20 protein-coding genes and 1 tRNA gene are annotated in these 25,777 nt (G+C 72.2%); 16 read left to right on the top strand and 5 right to left on the bottom strand.

The annotated features are described in order from the left end of the window. Positions 1 to 82 precede the first annotated feature (82 nt). Positions 83 to 2,929, top strand: a complete 2,847-nt coding sequence (locus B079_RS0123085) for a penicillin acylase family protein (RefSeq protein WP_026248983.1) — start codon at positions 83 to 85, stop codon at positions 2,927 to 2,929. A 93-nt stretch (positions 2,930 to 3,022) separates the two neighbouring features. On the opposite strand, the gene B079_RS0123080 is transcribed toward B079_RS0123085, so the two are convergent. Continuing rightward, a complete protein-coding gene (locus tag B079_RS0123080; protein WP_086022412.1) occupies positions 3,023 to 3,667 on the bottom strand; it encodes a 5-formyltetrahydrofolate cyclo-ligase in 645 nt (214 codons plus the stop codon). Between the two features lie 79 nt (positions 3,668 to 3,746). Here B079_RS0123080 and galU point away from each other — a divergent pair, with 79 nt between their 5' ends. The 8 genes from galU (at position 3,747) to B079_RS0123040 (ending at position 10,904) form a co-directional block, all read left to right on the top strand. Then, entirely contained in the window at positions 3,747 to 4,658 is a 912-nt protein-coding gene (gene galU, locus B079_RS0123075) for a UTP--glucose-1-phosphate uridylyltransferase GalU (protein ID WP_026248981.1), read from the top strand. After that, positions 4,655 to 5,977 (top strand): gephyrin-like molybdotransferase Glp, encoded by a 1,323-nt coding sequence (gene glp, locus B079_RS0123070; RefSeq protein WP_018548210.1) that lies wholly within the window; start codon positions 4,655 to 4,657, stop codon positions 5,975 to 5,977. Before galU ends, glp begins: the two co-directional genes overlap by 4 nt. A gap of 142 nt (positions 5,978 to 6,119) precedes the next feature. Beyond that, positions 6,120 to 6,599 carry a cyclic pyranopterin monophosphate synthase MoaC gene (gene moaC, locus B079_RS0123065; RefSeq protein ID WP_018548209.1) on the top strand — a complete coding sequence of 160 codons (480 nt, stop codon included), beginning with the start codon at positions 6,120 to 6,122 and terminating at the stop codon, positions 6,597 to 6,599. Next, the gene (locus B079_RS0123060) at positions 6,596 to 7,153 is read left to right on the top strand and encodes a MogA/MoaB family molybdenum cofactor biosynthesis protein (protein WP_018548208.1); all 558 of its coding nucleotides are present in this window, start codon (positions 6,596 to 6,598) and stop codon (positions 7,151 to 7,153) included. The genes moaC and B079_RS0123060 overlap by 4 nt, the downstream gene beginning before the upstream one ends. Continuing rightward, positions 7,150 to 7,797: a GNAT family N-acetyltransferase gene (locus B079_RS0123055; protein ID WP_026248979.1), complete on the top strand. Its 648-nt coding sequence runs from the start codon at positions 7,150 to 7,152 to the stop codon at positions 7,795 to 7,797. Before B079_RS0123060 ends, B079_RS0123055 begins: the two co-directional genes overlap by 4 nt. A 173-nt stretch (positions 7,798 to 7,970) precedes the next feature. Then, positions 7,971 to 9,245: a gephyrin-like molybdotransferase receptor GlpR gene (gene glpR, locus B079_RS0123050; RefSeq protein ID WP_018548206.1), complete on the top strand. Its 1,275-nt coding sequence runs from the start codon at positions 7,971 to 7,973 to the stop codon at positions 9,243 to 9,245. Positions 9,246 to 9,318: 73 nt separating this feature from the next. Continuing rightward, positions 9,319 to 9,392: transfer RNA gene (locus B079_RS0123045), tRNA-Ala, on the top strand. A 657-nt stretch (positions 9,393 to 10,049) separates the two neighbouring features. Next, positions 10,050 to 10,904 (top strand): DUF1963 domain-containing protein, encoded by an 855-nt coding sequence (locus B079_RS0123040; protein ID WP_026248978.1) that lies wholly within the window; start codon positions 10,050 to 10,052, stop codon positions 10,902 to 10,904. A 21-nt stretch (positions 10,905 to 10,925) separates the two neighbouring features. Here B079_RS0123040 and B079_RS0123035 read toward each other — a convergent pair whose 3' ends face one another. Next, positions 10,926 to 11,402 (bottom strand): GNAT family N-acetyltransferase, encoded by a 477-nt coding sequence (locus tag B079_RS0123035; protein ID WP_018548204.1) that lies wholly within the window; start codon positions 11,400 to 11,402, stop codon positions 10,926 to 10,928. Between the two features lie 69 nt (positions 11,403 to 11,471). Here B079_RS0123035 and B079_RS0123030 point away from each other — a divergent pair, with 69 nt between their 5' ends. After that, on the top strand, positions 11,472 to 12,278 hold the full coding sequence (locus B079_RS0123030) for an exodeoxyribonuclease III (protein WP_086022411.1): 807 nt from the start codon (positions 11,472 to 11,474) through the stop codon (positions 12,276 to 12,278). Between the two features lie 16 nt (positions 12,279 to 12,294). Here B079_RS0123030 and B079_RS0123025 read toward each other — a convergent pair whose 3' ends face one another. Next, the gene (locus B079_RS0123025; RefSeq protein ID WP_026248976.1) at positions 12,295 to 12,915 is read right to left on the bottom strand and encodes a MerR family transcriptional regulator; all 621 of its coding nucleotides are present in this window, start codon (positions 12,913 to 12,915) and stop codon (positions 12,295 to 12,297) included. Positions 12,916 to 13,102: 187 nt separating this feature from the next. On the opposite strand from B079_RS0123025, the gene B079_RS0123020 reads away from it, so the two are divergent. The 4 genes from B079_RS0123020 (at position 13,103) to B079_RS32600 (ending at position 16,835) form a co-directional block, all read left to right on the top strand. Next, positions 13,103 to 14,665 carry a flavin-containing monooxygenase gene (locus B079_RS0123020; RefSeq protein ID WP_018548201.1) on the top strand — a complete coding sequence of 521 codons (1,563 nt, stop codon included), beginning with the start codon at positions 13,103 to 13,105 and terminating at the stop codon, positions 14,663 to 14,665. Next, entirely contained in the window at positions 14,662 to 15,597 is a 936-nt protein-coding gene (locus tag B079_RS0123015; protein ID WP_026248975.1) for an alpha/beta fold hydrolase, read from the top strand. Before B079_RS0123020 ends, B079_RS0123015 begins: the two co-directional genes overlap by 4 nt. Further along, a complete protein-coding gene (locus B079_RS0123010) occupies positions 15,594 to 16,478 on the top strand; it encodes an SDR family oxidoreductase (RefSeq protein ID WP_018548199.1) in 885 nt (294 codons plus the stop codon). The genes B079_RS0123015 and B079_RS0123010 overlap by 4 nt, the downstream gene beginning before the upstream one ends. Before the next feature lie 90 nt (positions 16,479 to 16,568). Next, positions 16,569 to 16,835, top strand: a complete 267-nt coding sequence (locus B079_RS32600) for a hypothetical protein (protein WP_018548198.1) — start codon at positions 16,569 to 16,571, stop codon at positions 16,833 to 16,835. 75 nt (positions 16,836 to 16,910) lie between these two features. Here the strand turns inward: B079_RS32600 and helR are convergent, their stop codons facing one another. Together helR and B079_RS0122995 are read right to left on the bottom strand one after the other, a co-directional pair. Then, positions 16,911 to 19,085: an RNA polymerase recycling motor ATPase HelR gene (gene helR, locus B079_RS0123000; protein WP_018548197.1), complete on the bottom strand. Its 2,175-nt coding sequence runs from the start codon at positions 19,083 to 19,085 to the stop codon at positions 16,911 to 16,913. A 161-nt stretch (positions 19,086 to 19,246) separates the two neighbouring features. Beyond that, the gene (locus tag B079_RS0122995; RefSeq protein ID WP_018548196.1) at positions 19,247 to 22,561 is read right to left on the bottom strand and encodes a S41 family peptidase; all 3,315 of its coding nucleotides are present in this window, start codon (positions 22,559 to 22,561) and stop codon (positions 19,247 to 19,249) included. 260 nt (positions 22,562 to 22,821) lie between these two features. Between B079_RS0122995 and B079_RS0122990 the strand changes: the two genes are divergently transcribed. Together B079_RS0122990 and B079_RS0122985 are read left to right on the top strand one after the other, a co-directional pair. Further along, entirely contained in the window at positions 22,822 to 23,421 is a 600-nt protein-coding gene (locus tag B079_RS0122990) for a TetR/AcrR family transcriptional regulator (protein ID WP_018548195.1), read from the top strand. 119 nt (positions 23,422 to 23,540) lie between these two features. Next, on the top strand, positions 23,541 to 25,745 hold the full coding sequence (locus B079_RS0122985) for an MMPL family transporter (protein ID WP_018548194.1): 2,205 nt from the start codon (positions 23,541 to 23,543) through the stop codon (positions 25,743 to 25,745). Positions 25,746 to 25,777 lie beyond the last annotated feature (32 nt).

Here is a 25,777-nt window from a genome sequence, read left to right as displayed (position 1 = left end):
GGCCCTGCGCCTATGGTTGCTCCAGCGCTCATTCAAAGTCATGGCCCGACCTGCCGCTCGCGTTAGGACAGCAAGGACAGCGATGCCCCCCAACACCACCGCCACAACAGGTGACAAGCCTGGCAAGTCCGGCAGGAAGAAGGGGCGCAAAGCCCGACTTATCGTGCTGGTCCTGGTTCTGGCCGTCATCGGCGGCATCGCCTTCGGTGCGTACTGGACGGTCAGCACCGTGCGCGCCTCCTTCCCGCAGACGAGCGGCACACTCACGCTCAAGGGCCTGTCGGGCCCGGTGGACGTGAAGCGCGACGGCTACGGCATCCCGCAGATCTACGCCTCCTCCGACGCCGACCTGTTCATGGCGCAGGGCTACGTCCAGGCGCAGGACCGCTTCTACGAGATGGACGTGCGCCGGCACATGACCTCCGGCCGCCTGTCGGAGATGTTCGGCAAGGGCCAGGTCAAGAACGACGCCTTCCTGCGCACGCTCGGCTGGGACCGGGTGGCCAAGGAGGAGTACGACACCAAGCTGTCGGCCTCCACCAAGAAGTACCTCGACGCCTACTCCAAGGGCGTCAACGCCTATCTCCAGGGCAAGGACGGCAAGGACATCTCCCTGGAGTACGCCGCCCTGAACCTCACCAACGACTACAAGCCCTCGGCGTGGACCCCGGTCGACTCGCTGTCCTGGCTGAAGGCGATGGCGTGGGACCTGCGCGGCAACATGCGGGACGAGGCCGACCGCGCCCTGATGACGAGCCGCCTCGGCCCGCAGCAGATCCGCGACCTCTACCCGGACTACCCGTACAGCCGGAACAAGCCGATCGTGCAGAACGGCCAGTACGACGAGCTGACCAAGACCTTCGGGGACAGCGGCACCTCGGGCGCAACGGGAGCCACCGGCACGACGGGCACCACCGGGAGCACGGGCGCGACGGGCGCGACGGGTACGGAGGGCACCACCGGCTCCACGGGCACCAGCACCGGCACCTCCGGCGCACCCGCCTCCGGCACCACCGCGAACTCCGGCTCGGCCGTCACCAGCCAGCTCATGGGCCTCTCCAAGGTCCTGGACGACCTCCCCACCGCCGTCGGCGTCAACGGCCAGGGCATCGGCTCCAACTCCTGGGTCGTCTCCGGCGACAACACGATCACCGGCAAGCCGCTGCTCGCCAACGACCCGCACCTGTCCGCCACGCTGCCCTCGGTCTGGTACCAGATGGGCCTGCACTGCCGGACCGTCAGCAGCAAGTGCCAGTACGACGTCACGGGCTACACCTTTGCCGGGATGCCCGGTGTGATCATCGGGCACAACGGCCAGATCGCCTGGGGCATGACCAACTCCGGGGTGGACGTCACCGACCTCTACCTGGAGAAGATCACCGGCGACGGCTACCTCTACGACGGCAAGGTCCGCCCCTTCCGCACCCGCGAGGAGACCATCAAGGTCGCGGGCGGCCCGTCCCGGAAGATCGTCGTGCGCCAGACCGCCGACGGGATGCCGCTGCTGTCGGACCGTGACGACGAACTGGTCGAGGTCGGCCGCAAGGCCGGTGTCGACACCGCCGCCCCCGACCGCGGCGACGGCTACGGCGTCGCCCTGAAGTGGACCGCGCTGCAGCCGGGCACCTCCATGGACGCCGTGTTCGCCATGGACAAGGCGTCCGACTGGAAGAGCTTCCGCTCGGCCGCCGCCCTGTTCGACGTGCCGTCGCAGAACCTGGTCTACGCCGACGCGAAGAACATCGGCTACACCCTGCCCGGCAAGATCCCCACGCGCTCCGCGGCCGACGACGGCTCGCTCCCGGCCCCCGGCTGGGACTCCAAGTACCGCTGGATCGGCTACATCCCGCAGGACGCGCTGCCGTACGAGTTCAACCCGAAGCGCGGCTACATCGTCACCGCCAACCAGGCCGTGATCGACAAGGCCACGTACCCGTACACCCTGACCGCCGACTGGGGCTACGGCACCCGCAGTCAGCGCATCACCGACCTGATCGAGTCCAAGATCAAGGACGGCGGCAAGATCTCGACCGACGACATGCGCCAGATGCAGACGGACAACAGCAGCGAGATCGCGCGGCTGCTGGTGCCCAAGCTGCTGAAGCTCAACCTGGACGACCCGGACGTCCGCCAGGCGCAGAAGCTCCTGGAGGGCTGGGACTACACCCAGGACGCCGACTCGGCCGCCGCCGCGTACTTCAACGCGGTCTGGCGCAACATCCTCAAGCTGGCCTTCGGCGACAAGCTCCCCAAGGAGCTGCGGGTCAAGGGCCAGTGCCTGTGGGTCGAGCGGGCCGGCAGCACCGGTCCGGTGGACGACACCACCAAGGTCCGCGAGTGCGGTCAGCGCGATGCCGACCAGGCGCAGCCGGACGGCGGTGACCGCTGGTTCGAGGTCGTGCGCACCCTGATGGACAAGCCCGACAGCGACTGGTGGAAGGCCCCGAAGGCGGGCAACCGCCCGGCCGCCGAGAACCGCGACCAGCTGTTCACCCGCGCCATGATCGACGCGCGCTGGGAGCTGACCGCCAAGCTCGGCAAGGACATCGACACCTGGAGCTGGGGCCGCCTGCACCGGCTGTTCCTGAAGAACCAGACGCTCGGCACCGACGGCCCCGAGGTCCTGCGGTACGCGCTCAACCGCGGCCCCTGGAAGCTCAGCGGCGGCGAGGCCACGGTCGACGCCACCGGCTGGAACGCGGCGGGCGGCTACGGCGTGGTCTGGGTGCCGTCCATGCGGATGGTGGTCAACCTGGCCGACCTGGACAAGTCCAAGTGGATCAACGTCTCCGGCGCCTCGGGTCACGCCTTCAGCGCCCACTACACCGACCAGACGGACAAGTGGGCCAAGGGCGAGCTGCTGCCCTGGTCCTTCACCGGCAAGGCGGTCGACGGGAGCACGAAGGACACCCTGGTCCTCAAGCCGTGATCCCCTGACGCGATCGGCACCGGAACGGCCCTCCACCCGCGCGTGGAGGGCCGTTCCGCATGTTCAGGGGCCCCCGGTCCGGCCGGGGTTCGCTCAGGGGCGTACGAAGCGGCGCACGCCCGTCGGGGTCACCACGGCGTGCACCGGGCGGTCGTGCGGCTCTGCGGGCACGCGCGCGACGACCTCCGTGTCGTACAGCAGCACCACGAGCGCCGGATACGCGCCCGCGCGCTCCAGCCGGGCGAGCACCCGGTCGTACGACCCGCCGCCGCGTCCCAGGCGCAGCCCGCGCGCGTCCACCGCGAGGCCGGGCAGCAGGACCGCGTCGGCCGTGGTGACGGCACCGGGGCCGAGCCGGGGGCCGGAGGGCTCGAGCAGTTCCATACGGCCGCCGTGCCGGACCGGGACGAGCGAGCCGGGGCCGGTGTACTCCGCCCAGTCCAGGTCGTTGTCGGGCAGCAGCGCGGGCAGCAGGACGCGTACGCCCCGCGCGCGCAGGGTGTCCAGCAGCGCGCGGGTGCCGGGTTCGCTCCCCATCGAGACGTACGCCGCCACCGTGCGGGCACCGGCCAGCTCCGGCAGCAGCAGGGCCTGTCCGGCGAGCGCGGCGGCCGACGACCGGATGTCATCCTCCGGCAATGCGCTCCTCACCTGGAGGAATTCCCGCCGCAACGCGCGCTTGTCAGGCTCGTCGACACGTCCTCGGTGTCCCAGGGGGCCGGTCTGTTCTTCTGGCATGTCACTCAATCCACTCATATGAGGGTCAGCCAACCGGAGTAGCGGATTCCCTGCCAAGACACCGGATAGGGTTGCCGGCATGACTCAGTCGCACCCAAGGATCAGCAAGGCTGTCATCCCGGCGGCGGGCCTCGGCACCCGGTTCCTGCCGGCCACCAAAGCCACTCCCAAGGAGATGCTGCCGGTCGTCGACAAGCCGGCGATCCAGTATGTGGTGGAGGAGGCGGTGTCGGCGGGCCTCGACGACGTCCTCATGGTCACCGGACGCAACAAGCGCCCTCTGGAAGACCACTTCGACCGCAACTACGAGCTGGAATCGGCGCTGCAGAAGAAGGGCGACGCCCAACGGCTCGGCAAGGTCCGTGAGTCCAGCGACCTGGCCACCATGCACTACGTGCGCCAGGGCGACCCCAAGGGCCTCGGCCACGCGGTGCTGTGCGCGGCCCCGCACGTCGGCCACGAGCCCTTCGCCGTCCTCCTCGGTGACGACCTGATCGACCCCCGCGACCCCCTGCTCCAGCGCATGATCGACATCCAGGAGCGGCACGGCGGCAGCGTCGTCGCGCTCATGGAGGTCGCCCCCGAGCAGATCCACCTTTATGGCTGTGCCGCCGTCGAAACCACCGGCGAGAGTGACGTCGTCCGCGTGACCGGCCTGGTCGAGAAGCCCGACCCGGCCGACGCCCCCTCGAACTACGCGATCATCGGGCGCTACGTCCTCGACCCCCGCATCTTCGAGACCCTGCGCCGCACCGAGCCCGGCCGGGGCGGCGAGATCCAGCTGACCGACGCCCTCCAGCAGCTCGCCCAGGACGAGAAGGCGGGCGGCCCCGTGCACGGCGTCGTCTTCACCGGCCGCCGCTATGACACCGGTGACCGTGGCGACTACTTGCGCGCCATTGTCAGACTCGCGTGCGAACGTGAAGACCTGGGCCCGGACTTCCGGACCTGGCTTCGCACGTACGTAGCCGAGGAGATGCAGGAACGTTGAGCACCGCCCCGAACCGTCCCGCCGGACCGGACCACGTGTGGTCGGTGGACGAGCACCTGGAGGACATCCTCACCACCATCCGCCCGCTCGACCCCATCGAGCTGCCGGTCCTGGAGGCCCAGGGCTGCGTCCTCGTGGACGACGTGGTGGTGCCGGTGTCCCTGCCCCCGTTCGACAACAGCTCCATGGACGGGTACGCGGTCCGGGTCGCGGACGTGTCCGGGGCGAGCGAGGAGTACCCGGCCGTCCTGGAGGTCGTCGGCGACGTGGCGGCCGGTGCCGCCGACCTCGTGCGGGTCGGCCCGGGCCAGGCCGCCCGGATCATGACCGGCGCCCCGGTGCCGCCCGGCGCCGAGGCCGTCGTCCCCGTCGAGCAGACCGACGCCGGGCTCGGCGAGGGCCCGGCGGCCGGGATGCGCGCCCGCGCGCTGGCCCCCGAGGGAGCCGAGGGCCAGGTGCGGATCTACGAGGCCGTCGAGCCCGGCGCCCACGTGCGCCCCAGCGGCAGCGACGTACGCGCAGGCGACCTCGCCCTCGCCGCCGGTACGGTCCTCGGGCCGCCGCAGATCGCACTGCTCACCGCGATCGGCCGGGGCACCGTCCGGGTACGCCCGCGCCCGCGCGTGGTCGTCATGTCCACCGGCAGCGAACTCGTCCAGCCCGGCGAGCCGTTGGGCCCCGGACAGATCCACGACTCCAACAGCTTCGCGCTGGCCGCCGCCGCCCGGGACGCGGGCGCCATCGCCTACCGCGTCGGCGCCGTCGAGGACGACGCCGACGTGCTGCGCTCCACCATCGACGACCAGCTGGTGCGCGCCGACCTGCTGGTCACCACGGGCGGGGTGAGCGTCGGCGCGTACGACGTGGTCAAGGAGGCGCTGTCCGAGGTCTCCGACGAGGACGAGGAGGGCGCCGGGGTCGACTTCCGCAAGCTCGCCATGCAGCCCGGCAAGCCGCAGGGCTTCGGCTCGGTCGGCCCCGACCACACCCCGCTGCTCGCGCTGCCCGGCAACCCGGTGTCGTCGTACGTCTCCTTCGAGCTGTTCGTGCGCCCCGCGATCCGCACCCTGATGGGCCTCCCCGAGGTGCACCGGCCGCACACCCGGGCGACCTTGCGGACCGACGAGCCGCTGCGCTCGCCCAAGGGCCGCCGCCAGTTCCTGCGCGGCAAGTACGACGACGGCGAGGTGTCCCCGGTGGGCGGCGCGGGCTCGCACCTGATCGCCGCGCTGGCCCACGCCGACTGCCTCATCGTCCTTCCCGAGGACGTGGATTCGGCCGAGTCCGGCACCGAGGTGGAGGTCGTGCTGCTCGGCTGACCGGGCGCCTTCCGCGCGGCCGGGGCAGGGGCCGCGCGGGGTCTCGACCCGGTGTCCGGGCCGACTTGGAGGTACCGTGTCGCGCACACAGGCCCGTACAACCAGCATCGGCGACGGGCCGGGACCGGGAGCACGGCACACCATGAGTACGCAGGACCGACTGACGCACATCGACGAGGCGGGCGCGGCCCGCATGGTCGACGTATCCGGCAAGGACGTGACGGCGCGCACCGCCCGCGCCACCGGCCGGGTGCTCGTCTCACCCCGCGTGATCGAGCTGCTGCGCGGCGAGGGAGTGCCCAAGGGCGACGCCCTGGCCACCGCCCGCATCGCCGGGATCATGGGCGCCAAGCGGACCCCGGACCTGATCCCGCTGTGCCATCCGCTGTCGGTCTCCGGGGTGAAGCTGGACCTCGCGGTCGTGGACGACGCCGTGGAGATCGCCGCCACGGTCAAGACCACCGACCGCACGGGCGTCGAGATGGAGGCCCTGACCGCCGTGTCGGTCGCCGCGCTCACCGTGATCGACATGATCAAGGCCGTGGACAAGGGCGCCGTCATCACCGACGTCCGGGTCGAGACGAAGACGGGCGGCAAGTCGGGCGACTGGAGCCGGGCGTGAGCGCGGATCCGCCCCTGGGCGGCGCCCTGACCGCGCCGTACAGCGCGCTGGTCGTCACCGCCTCCAACCGGGCCGCCGCCGGGGTCTACGCCGACAAGGGCGGACCGATGGTCGCCGAGGGGCTGCGCGGCTTCGGCTTCGCCGTGGACGGCCCCCGGGTGGTGCCCGACGGCGACCCGGTGAAGGCGGCGCTCGGCGAGGCCGTGGCGGCCGGGTACGACGTGGTCGTGACCACCGGCGGCACCGGCATCTCGCCCACCGACCGCACCCCCGAGGCGACCCGCACGGTGCTGGACTACGAGGTGCCGGGCATCGCGGAGGCGATCCGGGCCTACGGCCGGGAGAAGATCCCCACCGCCGTCCTCTCGCGCGGCCTCGCCGGAGTCGCGGGTCGCACGGTGATCGTGAACCTGCCCGGCTCGACCGGGGGAGTACGGGACGGCCTGGCCGTCCTGGAGCCGCTGCTGATCCACGCCGTGGACCAGATCCGCGGCGGCGACCACCCCCGCCCCGCAGCGGCGGAGCACGCCGCCGGTTCCGGGGGTGCGAGCTGACCGGCCGGTCCTGGCCCGTCGCGCTGGCGGACGCGGATGTCGTCCTCCGGCCGATAAGACTGCGCGACCAGCGGGCCTGGCGCGAGGTGAACCGGCGCAACCGGGACTGGCTGCGCCCCTGGGAGGCGACCATCCCGCCGCCCACCCCGCAGGGCCCGATCACGCACCGGCCGACCTACCGCCAGATGGTCCGCCATCTGCGCTCGGAGGCGAACGCGGGGCGGATGCTGCCGTTCGTCATCGAGTACCAGGGCCGTCTGGTCGGCCAGCTCACGGTCGCCGGGATCACCTGGGGCTCCATGTGCTCCGGGCACGTCGGCTACTGGGTGGACGAGTCGGTCGCCGGGCGCGGGGTCATGCCGACCGCCGTCGCGCTGGTGGCGGACCACTGTTTCCGCTCGGTCGGGCTGCACCGGCTCGAAGTGTGCATTCGCCCCGAGAACCGGCCCAGCCGCCGGGTGGTGGAGAAACTCGGATTCCGCGAGGAGGGGCTGCGCCCGCGTTATCTGCACATCGACGGCGCCTGGCGCGACCACCTCGTCTACGCCCTCACGGCGGAGGAGGTCCCCGACGGGCTGCTCTCCCGGTGGCGGCGCACGCGCGCGGAGAACGCGTCCGGAAATCAGCCGACCCCCGGAAATTGAATAAGTGTTCGAATTCAATCGGTCACTGACCGTTCCGAGGCATATCAATTCATGACGTTGACGGTCGGCTGATCGCATCGATCGCAAAAAAAGCTCGGAATATCAGCCAGATCGTGCGACACACCGGCCCAATTGGCGGATGGCCCCATACAAACCCCTCTACCGTGTGAGGCGTGAGCAGCAGCGGCCTCATTTACGCAGTCATCGTCGGGGCCTGGGCCGCCTACTTGGTGCCGATGTGGCTCCGTAGGCAGGACGAGCTGAACGAGGCCCGTCCGACGGAACGCTTCAGCACCGCCATCCGGCTGCTGTCCGGACGGGCGGGGATGGAGCGCCGGTACGCCAAGGACCTGCGGGCGCGCTCCGCCGAGGAGGGGGAGCCGGACGCCGGTGACCCGGACACCGCCACCGACTCGGTGGACGTCCGGGCCTTCGCCATGCCTCCGACCCGCCGTCAGGCGCGCGCGGACGTCCGCGCGGAGGAGCCCGGGCACCCGGAACCGGCCCCCAAGTCCCCCTCGGCCCAGGCGCATCACTCCGGCGCGCACCCGGCGCAGGGCCACAGATCCGGCGCGCAGCCGGTGCAGGGACACCGGCCGGGTACGACGGACCCGGCGCCCGCGCCCGCGCCCGCGTCGGCGCGGCAGCGCGGCAGCGGCCCCGCCCCGGCCCAGGGCGCCGCCCGGCGCGGTCCGGCCCCTCAGTCGGCCGCCGCCCGCGCCCAGCGCTCCAAGGTGCTCGCGCGGCGCAGACGTACCACCGTGGTCCTCTTCCTCGCCTTCACCTGCGGCGCGATCGTCGCCGCCGTCGGCGGGCTCGCCTTCCTGTGGGTGCCCGCCGTGCCCGCCCTGCTGCTCAGCGGCTACATCGCCTATCTGCGCACCCAGGAACGGCGCCGCTTCGCCTACCAGATGGACCGCCGCCGCGCCGAGGACGCCGCCCGCCAGCTGCGCGAGAACGCGCGCCGGCCGCGCCGCCGTGCCACGGTCGACGCGGGCCCGGTGGCCGACGAACCGGAGGAGGGATCAGAGCCGAAGACCGACCCGGCGCTGTCCGCCGCGCTCGCCGCCGACCGCCGCGCCCTCGTCGAGCAGACCGACCACGCCGAGTGGGTCGACCAGCAGCGCGAGCGCACCCGGCCGCCCGGCCACGGCGACAGCTGGGAGCCGGTCCCGGTCCCGCTGCCCACCTACGTCACCGCCCCGGTCGCCCCGCGCGCCACCCCCGACGTCGACCTCGGCGCCCCGGACACCTGGAGCTCCGCCCGCTCGGGCCCGGTCGTCTCGGAGCACGAGAGCGAGCCGGAGGAGGTCCCCGAGCCCCGCGCCGAGGACACCCGCGACGCCGCCCGCCGCGCCGCCTCCGCCCGCCGCTCCCGCGAGCGTGGCCGCACCCCCCTCTTCGACCAGTACGAGACCGACGGCCGCCCCCGCGCCGCCAACGAGTGACCCCCGCCCTGACCAGTCCGGGAGCGGATTTCCGAGCACCCGGATCGGGATGCTAGAGTTTCACTCGTTGCAAGGGCCTGTGGCGCAGTCCGGTAGCGCACCTCGTTCGCATCGAGGGGGCCAGGGGTTCAAATCCCCTCAGGTCCACGCAGCGCCGCCTCCGAGGCGGTCACGAGATCCCCGTCCGATTCATCGGACGGGGATCTCGGCGTTTCCGGGGCCTGTTCGAGCCCGTTCGGGTTGAGAGGGTAGAACGGCCGACATGACGGTCTTCTACTGTGCGAAGTGCGGTGCTCGGCTGACCCGTGACCTTCAGGAGCTTCCAGAGGTCCCCGACGCCCGCGTGGCCGATGCGGACCGTGACCACACAACCCGGCTGGCACCGTCGACCGTGCCCAGGGGGGCCTACGCCATCGACCCGAAGCCATGGGGCGCGCCATTCGTGCGACCGTCGGCGCACGGCCCCGGACTTGATGCATCCGGGAATCGCGCCCTTCTCATGCCGCCCGAACTGGACGGAGCGGTCTCCACCGGCCCCAGGGACTCGGTGATCGTGCATCCGAAGGACGTGCCGAGCCTCCGTCTGGCCGATGCGCCGGGCATGCATCGCGGGTGCTGCGGGCCGTTGGGAACAGGGGGCCGCAACATGGCGTGCGCCTGTGGAGCACTCGTGGCAACCCTTGCCGCGGACTGTCTTGGGCCCCATGAACTGCACCTCGATCCCCTCCGTGTGTACGCCTACAACCCCGAACCCGAAGCTCGGCGTCCGCGGGGTCTGTCGGACCCTCCCTCTACGGTTCCCTCATGACTCCTGAACTGTGGGATCGCTTAAGTCTCTTCCGGGGCAAGGCGTTTGGGCGGGGGGTGCCCGGTGAGGATGTGGAGCGGTGGCTCGGGCTTGCTCGGGTTTGTGTGACGTTGGCCGAGGGTGGGGGCGGGCCGGTCGTGGGGCGGTTCGGGGGGTCGTTGGCGCTGCCCCCTGGTGTGGAGGCGCCGTTCCATCCCTTCGTCGCCGCTCTCGATCTGGCGGCGCTCCCTGCCGGGGTGACCGGTCTGCCGCTGCCGTCCGACGGGCAACTCCTGCTGTTCGCCGTGCCGGAGGACGAGGGGGACTACGGGAACAGGGGCACCGCGGTGTACGTCCCGGCCGGGGCGGAGGTGGAGGAGCGGGACCGGTACGCATGGGGGCTGTCCGGCATCGAGGAGTACCGGAGGATGGTGGAGGCGTTTCCGCAGGGGGAGTTGCGGGCGACCGTCGATGTGTCGCTGCCGTACCACTGCGCGGTCGAGCGGGCCGGGGAGCCGGGGAGCGAGCCGCTTGCCGGGCATCCGCGGGCCGAGGAGCTGGTGGCGGTCTGGGACGAGGTCCGGGGGGACGTGGCGAGCGGCGGGCCGTTGCGGATCGGGGGGTACGCCTCGGAGGAGGCCGTCCACACCGACCCGGTGGCCGGGGCCGTGTTCCATGCCCGCAAGGAGGCGGAGGCGGGCCGGTGGGAGGGCCCGGTGTCCGACGACGTCGCCGACTGGGCGCTGCTCGCCGACTGGAACCCCGGGATCGAGGGGTGGGAAGGGGCCACCGTGCACTGGGCGATCCAGCGTGCGGATCTGGTCGCCCGGCGCTTCGACCGTACGTTCACGACGGTCTACTGGAACCCCTGAGGACTATGGCCCGACGCCCCTTCACAGCCGCTTCGCGAAGCAGCGGCTGCTCTCGTACTCCCGGTAGAAGCCGAACTTGGCGCAGGGGGTGTAGCCGCTGGAGGTGTAGAGGGCGATGGCCTCCGGCTGGCGGGTGCCGGTTTCCAGGACCATGCGGTGGCGGCCGGCGGCGCGGGCGTCGTCCTCCAGGGCGGTGAGTATCAGGCGGGCGACGCCCCGGCCGCGCATGCCGGCGACGACGTACATGCGCTTCAGCTCGGCGTCGCCGTCCTCGTTGCCCTCGCCGTTGGTGTCCTGGGCGCGCCAGCCGCCGGTGGCGACCGGGCGGTCGTGCTCGTCGTAGGCGATCAGATAGACGCCCCGGGGCGGGTCGAAGTCGGTGACGTCCAGCACGGTGGCGTCGCCGCCGTCGCCGTAGCGCACGTGGTATTCGGCCTGGACCTCGTCGTTGAGCTTGACGGCGTCGGGGTGGTCGAAGCGGACGCGGCGTATGTTCATGCTGGTGACCGTACTTCCATGCGGGCGGCGGAGCGTCGTCGGGTGTCGGTGGTGTCCCGGTATCGTGCCATGGTGCTGACTGTTACCTCCGTGAACGTGAACGGGCTCCGCGCCGCCGCCAGGAAGGGCTTCGTGGAGTGGCTGGCCGACACCCCGGCCGACGTGGTCTGCCTCCAGGAGGTGCGCGCCGAGCCGCACCAGCTGCCCGAGGAGGTCAGGGAGCCCGACGGCTGGCACGTCGTGCACGCCCCGGCCGCCGCCAAGGGCCGCGCCGGTGTCTCCCTGTACACGCGCCGTGCGCCCGACCGGGTCCGGACCGGCTTCGGCTCCGCCGAGTTCGACGGCTCCGGGCGCTACGTCGAGGCCGAGCTGCCCGGCGTCACCGTCGCCTCCCTCTATCTGCCCTCCGGCGAGGTCGGCACCGAGCGGCAGGACGAGAAGGTCCGCTTCATGGGCGAGTTCCTGGCCCACCTCAAGGAGCTGCGCGAGCGGTCCGCCGCCGAGGGCCGCGAGGTCCTGGTCTGCGGCGACTGGAACATCGCCCACCAGCAGGCCGACCTCAAGAACTGGCGGGCCAACACCAAGAACTCCGGCTTCCTGCCCGAGGAGCGGGAGTGGCTGAGCCGGGTGCTCGACGAGAGCGACGGCGGCTACGTCGACGTCGTGCGCGCCCTGCACCCCGATGTGGACGGCCCCTACAGCTGGTGGTCCTACCGGGGCCGCGCCTTCGACAACGACTCCGGCTGGCGCATCGACTACCACCTGGCCACCGCAGGGCTCGCCGCCAAGGCCGTCAAGGGGTACGTGGAGCGCGCGGCCACCCACGCCGAGCGCTGGTCGGACCACGCGCCGGTGACGGTCGTCTACGAGCGCTGAGCCCCCTGGGGCCCGCTCACTTCGGCTTCCTGAGCCGCCGGTCCATCGCCAGCGACAGCTCCGCCTCCACCACGCTCCGCGCCAGCGGGCGCAGCCGGTGCAGGTCCTCCTCGGGCCCGTGCCGCAGGACCAGGGAGGCGAAGAGGTCGGCCAGGGCGTCGACGTGCTCGCGGACGCGGGCGCCCGCCGCCAGCACCTCGGCCAGCGGGATGCCCTCGCGGACCAGGGCGGAGGAGACGTCGAGGAGACGGCGGCTGATGTGCACGATCTCATCGCCGTCGGTGCCGACGTAGCCCAGCTCCAGGGCGGCGGCCAGGTTCTCCGGGGTGATGTCGTCCTCGAAGCGGGCGGCCAGCTCCTCGGGGGTGAGGCGGACCGGCTCCTCCTCGCTCGGCGGCCCCACGCCCAGCAGGTCGGCGACATTGCGGCCGTGGTCCAGCGCCTCGGCCAGCTCCGCTATGCCGCTGAGCGTGTGACCGCGCTCCAGCAGGGCCGAGATCGTGCGCAGCCGGGCCAGGTGGTGGTCGTCGTACCAGGCGATACGGCCCTCGCGGCGGGGCGGCGGGATCAGCTTGCGTTCGCGGTAGAAGCGCAGGGTGCGCACGGTGATGCCGGCCAGCCGGGCCAGCTCCTCCATGCGGTACTCGCGTACGCCGCCGGTCTGCTCCGCGCTGTGTCCGCCCTCGTCCGTCACGCCCGCAGCCTATGGCGTACCGCCGGTAACTTTCCTTTCGCGCCCCCTACCGCTCAGTACGGAGCTGCTCTACAGTCCCATTGCGCCAGTGTTCACTGGCAGAGTCCAGCTGATGCGTGGAGGCTTCGGGATGGCCGAGCACGAGCATGTACGGGTGGCGGTGATCGGGTCCGGGTTCGGCGGTCTGGGGGCCGCCGTGCGGCTGCGCCGCGAGGGGATCACCGACTTCGTCGTCCTGGAGCGGGCGAGCGGGGTGGGCGGCACCTGGCGGGACAACAGTTACCCCGGCTGCGCCTGCGACGTCCCCTCGCACCTGTACTCCTTCTCCTTCGCCCCCAACCCCGACTGGCCGCGCACCTTCTCCGGGCAGGAGCACATCCGCGCCTACCTGGAGCACGTCGCGGACACCTTCGGGCTGCGTCCGCATCTGCGCTTCGACTCCGAGGTCAAGCTGATGACCTGGGACGCGGCGCGGCTGCGCTGGAACATCGAGACGACCAGCGGGTCGTACTCCGCCGACATGGTGGTCTCCGCCACCGGGCCGCTGTCCGACCCGAAGATCCCCCAGATCCCGGGCCTGGACTCCTTCCCCGGCAAGGTGTTCCACTCCGCCCGCTGGGACCACGACTACGACCTGCGCGGCAAGCGCGTCGCCATGGTCGGCACCGGCGCCTCCGCCATCCAGATCGTCCCCGAGATCCAGCCGAAGGCCGGCCGCCTCACCCTCTTCCAGCGCACCCCGCCCTGGGTGATGCCCCGCGTGGACCGCGCCATCAGCACCGCCGAGCGGCGGCTGCACCAGGCGCTGCCGCTGACCACCCGGCTGCGGCGCGGGCTGCTGTGGGGCATCCGGGAACTCCAGGTGCAGGCGTTCACCAAGCACCCCGACGAACTCGGCCTGGTCGAGCGGCTGGCCAAGCGGAACATGGCCCGCGCGATCAAGGACCCGGCCCTGCGCGCCAAGCTCACCCCGGACTACCGCATCGGCTGCAAGCGGATCCTGCTGTCCAACGCCTACTATCCGGCGCTCGCCCGGCCCAACGTGGACGTGGTCGCCAGCGGGCTCAGCGAGATCCGCGGCTCGACCGTGGTCGCCGCCGACGGCACCGAGACCGAGGTCGACGCGATCATCTTCGGTACGGGCTTCCACGTCACGGACATGCCCATCGCCGAGCGCGTGGTCGGCGTCGGGGGCGTCACGCTCGCGGAGTCCTGGAAGGGCGGGATGCAGGCGCTGCGCGGGGGCGCCGCCGCGGGCTTCCCGAACTGGCTGAGCATCATCGGGCCCAACACCGGCCTCGGGAACTCCTCCATGATCCTGATGATCGAGTCCCAGCTGAACTACCTCGCCGACTATCTGCGCCAGCTCGACGTGCTCGGCGGCCGGGCCGCCCTGGACGCCCGCCCCGCCGCCGTCGACGCCTGGAACGACCGGGTCCAGGAGCGGATGCGGCGCACGGTCTGGAACAACGGCGGCTGCACGAGCTGGTACCTCGACGCCAGCGGCCGCAACACCACGCTCTGGCCGGGCACGACCGCCGAGTTCCGCCGCGCGGTGCGACGGGTGGACCTCGGGGAGTACGAGGTGATCCGCGCCCGGAAGGTGACGGCTGAGGCTCCCGAGGTTTCCGAGGCTCCCGAGGTCGCGAAGCCCGCCGCCAAGAAGCCCGCCCGTACCGAGGCCGGCGCATGAGCCGCCCCGTGCCGGGTGCCACCGGCCCCTATGCCCCGCCGGTTCCCGCCCGTACGGTCGACGTCATCTCTGCCGACGGCGCCCGGCTGCATGTCGAGGTGCACGGTTCCGAGGGTGCCCCGGCCGTCGTGCTCGCCCACGGGTGGACCTGTTCCACCGCCTTCTGGGCCGCGCAGATACGGGACCTGGCGCGCGACCACCGGGTGATCGCGTACGACCAGCGCGGCCACGGCCGCAGCCCGCTCAGCCCGGACTGCTCCACGGACACGCTCGCCGACGACCTCGAAGCCGTCCTCGCGCACACCCTCGCACCCGGCGAACAGGCCCTGATCGCGGGCCACTCGATGGGCGGGATGACCATCATGGCCGCCGCGCACCGCCCCCGCTTCCGCGAGCACACCGCCGCCGTCCTGCTGTGCAGCACCGGCAGTTCGCGGCTCACCGCCGAGGCCCGGGTGGTGCCGCTGCCCGCCGGGCGGCTGCGCACCTGGCTGAGCGGGCGCGTCCTCGGCTCGCGCGCCCCGCTCGGCCCGGTCACGCCGGTGGCGAAGGCGGTCCTCAAGTACGCGACCATGGGCGCCGGTTCGGCCCCGCACATGGTGGACGCCTGCGCCCGCATCGTGCACGCCTGCCCGCGCACCGCCCGCCACACCTGGGGCACGGTCCTGGACACGCTCGATCTCGACCACGGCGTACGGCAGTTGACCGCGCCGACCGAGGTGCTGCACGGCACCGCCGACCGGCTCACCCCCGTGGCGCACGCGCACGCGCTGGTCGCCGCGCTGCCCCGCTGCGTCGGCCTGAAGGAGCTGCCCGGGGCGGGCCACATGACCCCGGTGGAGGCACCGGAGGCGGTGACCGCCCGGATACGGGAACTCGTCACCACGTACGTCGCGGGGAACGCCCCCGCATCGCTGGAGGAGGGCGCATGAGCAGGGTGGGTCTCGAAGGACAGGTCGCGGTCGTCACCGGGGCGGCGCGCGGCGTCGGGGAGCTGCTGGCGCGCAAGCTCTCCGCGCGCGGGGCGACGGTGGCGCTGGTGGGCCTGGAGGAGGAGGCACTGAAGGCCGCCACCGAGCGGCTGCACGGCGAGGGCGGCTACTGGTACGCCGACGTCACCGACCACGAGGCGATGAGCCGGGTGGCCCGGGAGGTCAAGGAGCGCTTCGGCAAGGTGGACATCGTGGTCGCCAACGCCGGTGTGGCGACCGGGGGTCCGTTCGCCGACTCCGACCCGGTGGCCTGGCGCCGGGTGATCGAGGTGAACCTGATCGGCTCGGCCGTCACCGCCCGCGCCTTCCTGCCGGTGCTGACCGAGAGCCGGGGCTATCTCCTCCAGGTCGCCTCGCTCGCCGCGATGACCCCGGCCCCGATGATGACGGCGTACTGCGCCTCCAAGTCGGGCGTGGAGGCGTACGCGCACAGCCTGCGCGCCGAAGTCGGCTACCAGGGCGTGCGGGTGGGCGTCGCGTATCTGTCCTGGACCGACACCGACATGGTGCGCGGCGCCGATCAGGACGACGTGATGCGGGAGTTGAGGAAGCGGCTGCCCTGGCCGTCGAACAAGACCTATCCGCTCGGCCCGGCCGTGGACCGTATCGCGGACGGCATCGAGCGGCGCTCGGCGCATGTGTACGGGCAGTGGTGGCTGCGCGGCATGCAGGGGGTGCGCGGCTACCTCCCGGCGCTGATCGGCACGGTCGGACAGCGCGAGATGCGCCGGTACGCCTCCCGGCTCCAGGGGATGCGCTCGGGCCTGGTGGGCGCGGGCGGCGCGGCGGACGAGGCGGAGAGGGCTACGGAACGTAACTGATCGACATGCGCTCCGTGTTCGGCCGTGTGAATCTGGTCGAGGCCCAGCAAGGGCCGATTTCCCCTCACCCCACCAGGGATGTGAACCCACATGGGTATGAAGGACCAGATCCAGGAGAAGTCCCGCCAGGCGCAGGGCCAGGCCAAGGAGAAGATGGGCCAGGCTCGCGAGAAGGCGGGGCAGGCTCGTGACAAGGCGGCCCAGGGCCGTGAGAAGGCCGCTGCCGCCGGTCAGCGTGGCCAGCAGCAGCGTGACGGCCGTGACGGCCGTCCGGAGCGCGACGCCCGCCAGGCCGGTGCCCACGAGGCGCACCGCGACCAGCGCGAGGACCGCTTCGACCCGGACCACAGCGCCTGAGCGTCAGGTCCGGCGTCAGCCGTGAAGGCGGGGTGCCCGGTAGGCCACCGGGCACCCCGCCCCGGCCGTCCTGCGCTACGCGCCGGTGAGGACGACGAGCCGCTGGGTCGCCCGGGTCATCGCCACATAGCGGTCCACCGCGCCCTCGATGCCCGTGCCGAACGCCTCCGGCTCCACAAGGACGACCAGGTCGAATTCGAGCCCCTTCGCCAACTCCGGTGTCAGCGACCGGACTCGGGGCCGCTCCAGGAACGTGGGATCGCCGATGACACAGGCGGTCCCTTCGGCGTGCCCGGCCAGCCAGTCGTCCAGGACCTCGTCCAGGTCGGACACCGCGCCGTACGTGACCGGAACTCCGTTGGACCGCACGGACACCGGCACGTTGGCGTCCGGCAGCGCCGCGCGGATCACCGGCTCCGCCTCCGTCATCACCTCTTCCGGCGTGCGGTAGTTGATGCTCAGCGAGGCCACCTCCGCCCGGTCGAGCCCGATGCGCGCGAGCCGTTCCTTCCACGACTCGGTGAAACCGTGCCGTGCCTGCGCGCGGTCGCCGACGATGGTGAAGCTGCGGGACGGGCAGCGCAGCAGCAGCATCTGCCACTCGGCGTCGGTCAGTTCCTGGGCCTCGTCCACCACGATGTGCGCGAAGGGACCGGCCAGTTCGTCCGTGGTCAGGGTCGGCAGCGCGTCCTCGTCGACCAGGCTGTCCTTGAGGTCCTGCCCGTGCAGCATGGTCACCGCGCCCTCGCCGTCGGGGTCGGCGGCGATCACGCTGTCGATGACGGCGGCCATGCGCTCGCGCTCGACGGCCGCCGTGGCGGCCTGGCGGCGCTTGGTCCGGGCGGTCTCCGGATCACCGAGCCGCTGCCGGGCTGCGTCGAGCAGGGGCAGGTCGGACACCGTCCACGCCTGGGGCTCCGCGCGCCGCAGCAGGCGTACCTCGTCAGGGGTGAGCCAGGGGGCGCACATCCGCAGGTAGGCGGGGACCGTCCACAGGTCGCCGACCAGGTCGGCCGCCTCCAGCAGGGGCCATGACCGGCGCAGGGTGCCGGTCAGCTCGGTGTCGGCGGCCAGCGCCCGGCGGAACAGCTTGGGCGGGACCTCCACGTCGAGCTTGTCCCGCAGGATCGTGATCAGGGCCTCCCAGATCAGCTCGCGGGCCTCGTTGTGCGGGACGCCCGTCTCCGCGGCCTCGAACGCCTCGGCCCAGTCGGCGGCGGTCAGCCGCAGCTCGGCCCAGGGGGTGGAGACGGTGAGCCCGTCGGTGGGCGGGGTCTCGTAGAAGCGCACCGCCTTCTCGAGCGCCTTCACCAGCTCCGCCGAGGACTTCAGCCGGGCCACCTCCGGTTCGGCCTCGACGCCCGCCGTGGCACCCTCGGTGACCAGGTCCCGCACGGTGCAGGTCCGTACGCCCTCCTCGCCCAGGCTCGGCAGCACGTCCGCGACGTAGTTCAGGTACGGCTGGTGCGGGCCGACGAACAGCACCCGGCCCTTGCGGTGGCCGAGGCGCGGGTCGGAGTGGAGGAGGTAGGCGGAGCGGTGCAGGGCGACGACGGTCTTGCCGGTGCCGGGGCCGCCGTCCACCACGAGGGCGCCGCGCGAGGAGGCGCGGATGATGGCGTCCTGGTCGGACTGGATGGTGGCGAGCACGTCCCGCATCCGCTCGGAGCGGTTGGTGCCGAGGGTGGCGATGAACGCGGACTGGTCGTCGAGCGCCGCGTGGTGCTCCAGGCCCTCGGTGGTGAACACCTCGTCCCAGTAGTCGCTGATCCGGCCGCGCGTCCAGCGGTAGCGGCGGCGGCTGGCCAGGCCCATCGGCCGGGCGTGGGTGGCGGCGAAGAACGGTTCGGCGGCGGGGGAGCGCCAGTCGACCAGCAGACGGCGGCCGGTGCTGTCGGTGAGGCCGAGCCGCCCGATGTAGACGGGCTCGGCGCCTTCCGGGTCGTCGGCGTGGACGATGCGGCCGAGGCACAGGTCGAGCCCGAAGCGGCGCAGCGCGCGCAGCCGGGCGGTCAGCCGGTGGATCTCCAGGTCGCGCTCCAGCACCTCCCGGCCGACCCCGCCGGGCGCCCGGCGCAGCGCGTCGATGCTCGCGGACAGCTCGGCGACGGTCCGCTCCAGGCTCTCGGCGATGGCCGCGAAGTGCCGCTCGTCGGCGGCGATCAGTGCCGGGTCGGCCTTGGCGGCGAGCCGGTCGGGCAGGTCGAACGCGCGGGACTCGGGCTCACGCTCGGACAGCAGCGCACACATGGCGTGGATCACTCATTTCCGCAGGTTCTGGGCTCGGCCAGCGATTCTGCGGCATGAGGGGGGCCTTGCCGCAAGGCCCCCCTTGCGCTATACGTTGTAAGTGGCGGGGAGTGCGGACACCTCCTCGCGCCCCTTCCTCCGAGGCCCTTCACGCGGCCCGCTCAACTCTCCTCGCGCGGCGGCAGCTTGGGCCGCGAGCGGTCCGGTACGTCGCTGTAGTCGGGCGGCACCGAGGCGGGCGTCGTCTCCAGCATGTCGAGCGCGAGCCGCACCGCGTCGTCCAGTTGGGCGTAGCGGCCCTCGGCCCAGTCCAGCGGGGTGCGCAGGGCCTCCAGGTCGGGGGTGACGCCCCGGTTCTCCACGGACCAGCCGTACTCGTCGAACCAGGCCGCGTTCATCGGCACCGTGATGACCGTGCCGTCCCCGAGCCGGTGCCGTCCGGTCATGCCGACCACGCCGCCCCAGGTCCGCTGCCCGACCACCGGGCCGATCCCCAGCAGCTTGAACGCGGCGGTGATCATGTCGCCGTCGGAGGAGGTCGCCTCGTCGGCCAGCGCCACGACCGGACCCCGGGGCGCGTTGGAGGCGTACGACACCGGCTGCGCGTCCCGGGTGAGGTCCCAGCCGAGGATGGTCCGGGTCAGCTTCTCGATGACCAGCTCGCTGATGTGGCCGCCCGCGTTGCCCCGCACGTCCACGATCAGCGCGGGCCGCGAGACCTCCAGGCGTACGTCGCGGTTGAACTGCGCCCACCCTGAGCCGCCCAGGTCGGGGATGTGCAGATAGCCGCACTTGCCGCCGCTCAGCTCCCGCACCACCTGGCGGCGCCCCGCCACCCAGTCCTGGTAGCGCAGCGGGCGCTCGTCGATCAGCGGGACGACCGCGACCCGGCGCGGCGGTCCCGGCTCGCCCGGCGGCGGGGTGAAGGTCAGGTCCACGGTGGTGCCGCCCGAGCCCGCGAGCAGCGGGTACGGACCGGTCACCGGGTCGACCGGGCGGCCGTTGACGTGGGTCAGCACCGCGCCCTCGCGGATGCCGGTGCCGGCCAGCGGGGAGCGCGCCCGCGAGTCGGAGGAGTCGCCGTGCAGGATGCGCCGGACCACCCAGTTGCCGTCCCTGCGGACGAAGTTGGCGCCGAGCAGCCCCTGACGCCGCTGGTAGTGCGGCGGGCCCTCGCTGCGCCGGGCCGGGGTGACATAGGCGTGGGAGGTGCCGAGTTCGCCCAGGACCTCGCGCAGCAGATCGGCGAACTCGTCGGGGGAGGTGACCCGTTCGACCAGCGGACGGTACTGCTCCAGGACCGCGTCCCAGTCGACGCCGCACATGTTGGGCGCCCAGAAGTAGTCCCGGATCAGCCGCCCCGCCTCGCCGTACGCCTGCCGCCACTCGGCGCCGGGGTCCACCTCGTGCAGGATGCGGCGCAGGTCCATCCAGACGGTGGTGTCGCTGTCGCCCGGCTCGGTCGCGGGCACCGCGCGCAGCTCGCCCTCGTCCACCACCACGAGCCGGGTGCCGTCGCCGCTCACCTCGAACCAGTCGAGATGGCCCACGAGTTCGGACTTCTTGGCCTTGCTGAGGTTGAAGTGCTCAAGGGTCGGGCGGCCCGAGATGTCGGCCGGGTTCACGAAGGTCTCGCCGAGCGCGCCGGAGATCGGCCAGCGCAGCCAGACCAGGCCGCCGCCCGCGACCGGGCGCAGCGCCGAGTACTTGGAGGCGATCACCGGGAACGGCGTGACCCGGTTCTCCAGGCCCTCCAGTTCCACCATCACCGTGCCGCCCTCGCCGCTCTCCCCCTCCAGCGGGTCGAGCCCGCCCGCCGCCGGGCGCCCCTCGGGGTTCAGCGCGAAGGGCGAGGGCGTCGCGGAGGACAGCGGGACGAGGTACGGGCGGGAGCCGAGCGGGAAGGACAGGTCGCCGGTGTGCACGTCGTAGACCGGGTCGAAGCCGCGCCAGGACAGGAAGGCGAGATAGCGGCCGTCGCTGGTGAAGACCGGGTTCTCGTCCTCGAAGCGGCCGTTGGTGACGTCCACGACCATCCGGTCCTTGATCCGGGCCAGCTTGATCTGCCGCAGCGAGCGGCCGATGCCCGGGTGGGACCAGGTCAGCCAGGCGCCGTCGGGGGAGAAGGCGAGGTCGCGGACCGGGCCGTTGACGGAGTGGATCAGCTCGGTGACGGTGCCGGGGGCGGTGCTCTCGGCGCCCTCCCCGCCCTCCCCGCTCTCGCCTGCGGCGCCCCCGGCGTCTTCGGCGTTCTCCGCCACGTCGATCAGCAGCAGCCGTCCGTCGTGGGACGCGACGGCGATCCGCTCGCCCTGCGGGTCCGAGACCATCTCCAGGACCCGGCCGAGCCTGCCCTGCGCCAGCAGCCGGGGCTCGCGGTCGCCGCTCGCGCGGGGCAGCTGGGCGATGCCGATCGCGTCGTCGCCCTCGGCGTCGGTGACGTAGGCGATCTGGCCGGTCGAGCCCAGCATCTCCGGCAGCCGGACCCGGACGCCCGGGGTGTCGGCGATGGTGCGGGCGGGGCCGTCGCGGTGGGTGAGCCAGTACAGGCTGCCGCGCACCACGACCGCGCTGGCCCGCCCCGTCTCGTCCACGGAGAGGCCGTCCACGTTGTGCGCGGCGGGCACCTGGTAGGGGCGGCGGCCGGGGCTCGGGCCGCTGAGCCGGACGTCCAGCTTGCGCGAGGTGCCGGTGGGGGAGAAGTCGTCCACGATCCACAGGTCGCCCGCGCACTGGTAGACCACCCGGTCGCCGTCGGTGGAGGCGTGCCGGGCGTAGAAGGCGTCGTGGTCGGTGTGGCGGCGCAGGTCGGTGCCGTCCATGGCGACGGAGTAGAGGTTGCCGATGCCCTCGTGGTCGGAGAGGAAGGCGATGCGCCCGGCGACGAACATCGGGGAGCCCAGCTGGCCGTCGATGTCCTCCAGGAGCCGCTTGCCCTGGAGCCAGAGCCTGCCCATGGCGCCGCCCCGGTAGCGCTTCCAGGAGGCCATCTCGTGCGGCGGGGTGCCGGTGAGCAGCAGCGTCATGTGCTCGCCGTCGACATCGGCGACCTGGATGTCGCCGACCGGGCCCCAGGGCAGCCTGCCGCCCGGGTCGCCGTCGGTGGGGACCTTGTGGGCCCAGCTGAAGTACGAGAACGGCTGGCCGTGGGAGGCGACGGCCAGGATGTCGCTGCGCCCGCTCTGGTCCGGGGGCGTCCAGCCGCACACCTGGGTGTCGGCGGTGCCCCAGTGCGTCAGCTGCCGCGCGGGTCCGCCGTCGGTGCCGACCAGGTGGATCTCGGGCATCAGGCTGCGCCAGCTCGTGAACGCGATCTTGCTGCCGTCCGGCGAGAAGCGCGGGTGACCGGCCTTGGTGCGGTCCGCCGTGAGCCGCCAGGGGCGTCCCGGCGCGTCGAGGGGCGCCAGCCAGAGGTCGTCCTCGGCCACGAAGCACAGCTGATCGCCGCTGATGTGGGGAAGGCGCAGATAGCTCACCTCTCCATGCTTTTCCGGCGGCGAGGGTGGGGCAACTCGGGCTTTCCGGGCCGGGTGGAGGTGGGCCTTCCGGGGGACGCCGGGTGGGCCGTTCCGGTTGACACGGGCGCCCGTGATGCAGGACACGTACGAAACGGTTTCGTTTCGCGAGAGGCTGCGGTACCTTCGTCCCATGCGAGGTCTCCTACGCTGTGTCGTAGAGACGTGTGCATGAAGTCCCCTACGGGACCGTGTCGTTGACCAGCGGGAGGGTGAGACCGATGACCGATGCCGCCACCGCGCGGCGCAGCAGGCTCACCCCCGAGCGTGCCGCCGAGCTGTACGAGGCCGTGCTCGACCTGCTGCGCGAGGTCGGTTACGACGCCCTCACCATGGACGCCGTCGCCGCCCGCACCCGCTCCAGCAAGGCCACCCTCTACCGCCAGTGGGGCGGCAAGGCCGAACTGGTCGCCCGCGCGATACGGCACGGCAAACCGGGCCCGGTCTCCGACGTGGACACCGGCTCGCTGCGCGGCGACTTCCACGCGGTCGTCGAGCACGAGGACGACTGCGCCATGGAGCAGAACAACGCCCTGATGCGGGGCCTGGCCATGGCCGTCCACAACAACCCCGACCTGCTCGCGGCCTTCCGGGAGCACCTCATCGAGCCCGAGATGGGCGCGCTGCGCGCGATGGTCGGCCGGGCCGTGGACCGGGGCGAGGTCGCGCCGGACAACCCGGCGCTGCCGTACGTGGTGCACATGATGATCGGCGCGTTCGCGACGCGCGCGCTCATCGACGAACAGCCTCCGACGCAGGCGTTCCTGCGCTCGTACATCGACGCCGTGGTCCTCCCCGCCCTCGGCGTCCCCGTCTCCTGACCTGTCCCGCCCTTCTCGGAACTCCCCAGCAAGCCCACCACCTGACGTCACCGCTCACGTCGCCGGGCTGATCCCCCCTGCCCAGATGCCCGTCACGACCTGACCGGGAGTACGCCCTCGTGGCCACGTACCTCTACAAACTAGGCCGGTTCGCCTTCCGGCGACGGCACTTCGTCGCCCTGCTGTGGATCGCGCTGCTCACCCTCGCCGGGGTGGGCGCCGCCTCCGCGCCGCCCGCCGGCAACTCCTCCTTCTCCATCCCGGGCACCGAGGCGCAGCGCGCCTTCGACCTGCTGGAACAGCGCTTCCCCGGCATGAGCGCCGACGGCGCCACCGCCCGCGTCGTCTTCAAGGCGCCCGCCGGGCACAAGATGACCGACGCCGGTGAGAAGGCGGCCGTCCAGAAGGCCGTCAAGGAGCTGTCCTCCGGCTCCGAGGTCGCCTCCGTCGCCGACCCGTACGCCGGACACACCGTCAGCCAGGACGGCACGATCGCCTACACCTCGGTGAAGTACAAGGTCTCCGGCATGGAGCTGGAGGACGCCTCCCGGGACGCCCTCAAGGAGGCCGCCGGGCACGCCCGCGAGGCCGGGCTCACCGTCGAGGTCGGCGGTGACGCGCTCAACGCCACGCCCGAGACCGGCTCCAGCGAGATCATCGGCATCGGCATCGCCGCGGTCGTCCTGGTCATCACCTTCGGCTCGCTGATCGCGGCCGGGCTGCCGCTGCTCACCGCGATCATCGGCGTCGGCATCGGGGTCGCCACGATCGCCGCGCTCGCCAACCCGCTGGACCTCGGCTCCACCACCTCCACGCTGGCCACGATGATCGGCCTCGCGGTCGGCATCGACTACGCCCTGTTCATCGTCTCCCGCTACCGGGCCGAGCTGGCCGAGGGCCGCGAGCGCGAGGAGGCGGCGGGGCGGGCCGTCGGTACGGCGGGCTCGGCGGTGGTCTTCGCGGGGCTCACCGTCGTCATCGCCCTGGTCGGCCTGTCGGTCGTCAACATCCCGATGCTGACCAAGATGGGCGTGGCCGCCGCGGGCACCGTCGCCATCGCCGTGCTCATCGCGCTCACCATGATCCCGGCGCTGCTCGGCTACGCGGGCCGCACCGTCAAGCCCGCGGGCGAGAAGAGCAAGCTGCTGGGCGGTGGGCGCGAGGCGAAGAAGCCCGGCCGTCCCAACATGGGCACCCGGTGGGCGAGCTTCGTCGTCCGCCGCCCGGTCGCCGTGCTGCTGCTCGGCGTCATCGGCCTCGGCGCCGCCGCCGTCCCGGCCGCCTCCCTCGAACTCGGCCTGCCCGACGACGGCTCCCAGCCCGTCTCCACCACCCAGCGCCGCGCCTACGACCTGCTCTCCGAGGGCTTCGGGCCCGGCTTCAACGGTCCGCTGATGGTCGTGGTCGACGCGAAGAAGAGCGACGACCCGAAGGCCGCGTTCACCAAGGTCGGCGACGAGATCAAGGGGCTCAAGGACGTCGTCACCGTCACGCCGCCCGCGCCCAACAAGGCGGGCGACACCGCGATCATCACGGTCGTACCGAAGTCCAAGCCGTCCTCGGCCACCACCGAGGACCTGGTGCACGCGATCCGCGGCAAGGGCGGGGCGATCACCTCCGCGACGGACGCGACGCTGCTGGTCACGGGTGCGACGGCGATGAACATCGACGTCTCCCAGAAGCTGAACGACGCGCTGCTGCCGTATCTCGCCCTCGTGGTGGGCCTGGCCTTCCTGCTCCTGATCGTCGTCTTCCGCTCGATCCTGGTCCCGCTGAAGGCGGCCCTCGGCTTCCTGCTCAGCGTGCTCGCCGCCCTCGGCGCGGTCGTCGCGGTCTTCCAGTGGGGCTGGCTGTCCGGCCTGATGAACGTCGAGCAGACCGGTCCGGTCATGTCGATGATGCCGATCTTCATGGTCGGCGTGGTCTTCGGACTCGCCATGGACTACGAGGTCTTCCTCGTGACCCGGATGCGCGAGGCGTACGTCCACGGGGAGAACCCCGGCCAGGCCGTCGTCACCGGCTTCCGCTACGGCGCCCGCGTCGTCACCGCCGCCGCCATCATCATGATCGCCGTCTTCTCCGGCTTCATCGGCTCCAGCGAGTCGATGATCAAGATGATCGGCTTCGGCCTCGCGATCGCCGTCTTCTTCGACGCGTTCATCGTCCGCATGGCCATCGTCCCGGCCGTCCTCGCCCTCCTCGGCCGCCGCGCCTGGTGGCTCCCGGCCTGGCTCGACCGAGCCCTCCCGAACGTCGACGTCGAGGGCGAGGGCCTGCGCACGGAGCCGGACGAGGACCCGAAGCGGGAACTGGTGCATGCCTGAGGGTGGTTGACGCCTGAGCGAAGGTGACGCGG

The sequence above is a fragment of the Streptomyces sp. LaPpAH-108 genome (assembly GCF_000373625.1).
GTDB lineage: Bacteria > Actinomycetota > Actinomycetes > Streptomycetales > Streptomycetaceae > Streptomyces.
The sequence above is the reverse complement of the archived record's forward strand: the minus strand, read 5'-3'. Positions and strand labels throughout refer to the sequence as shown.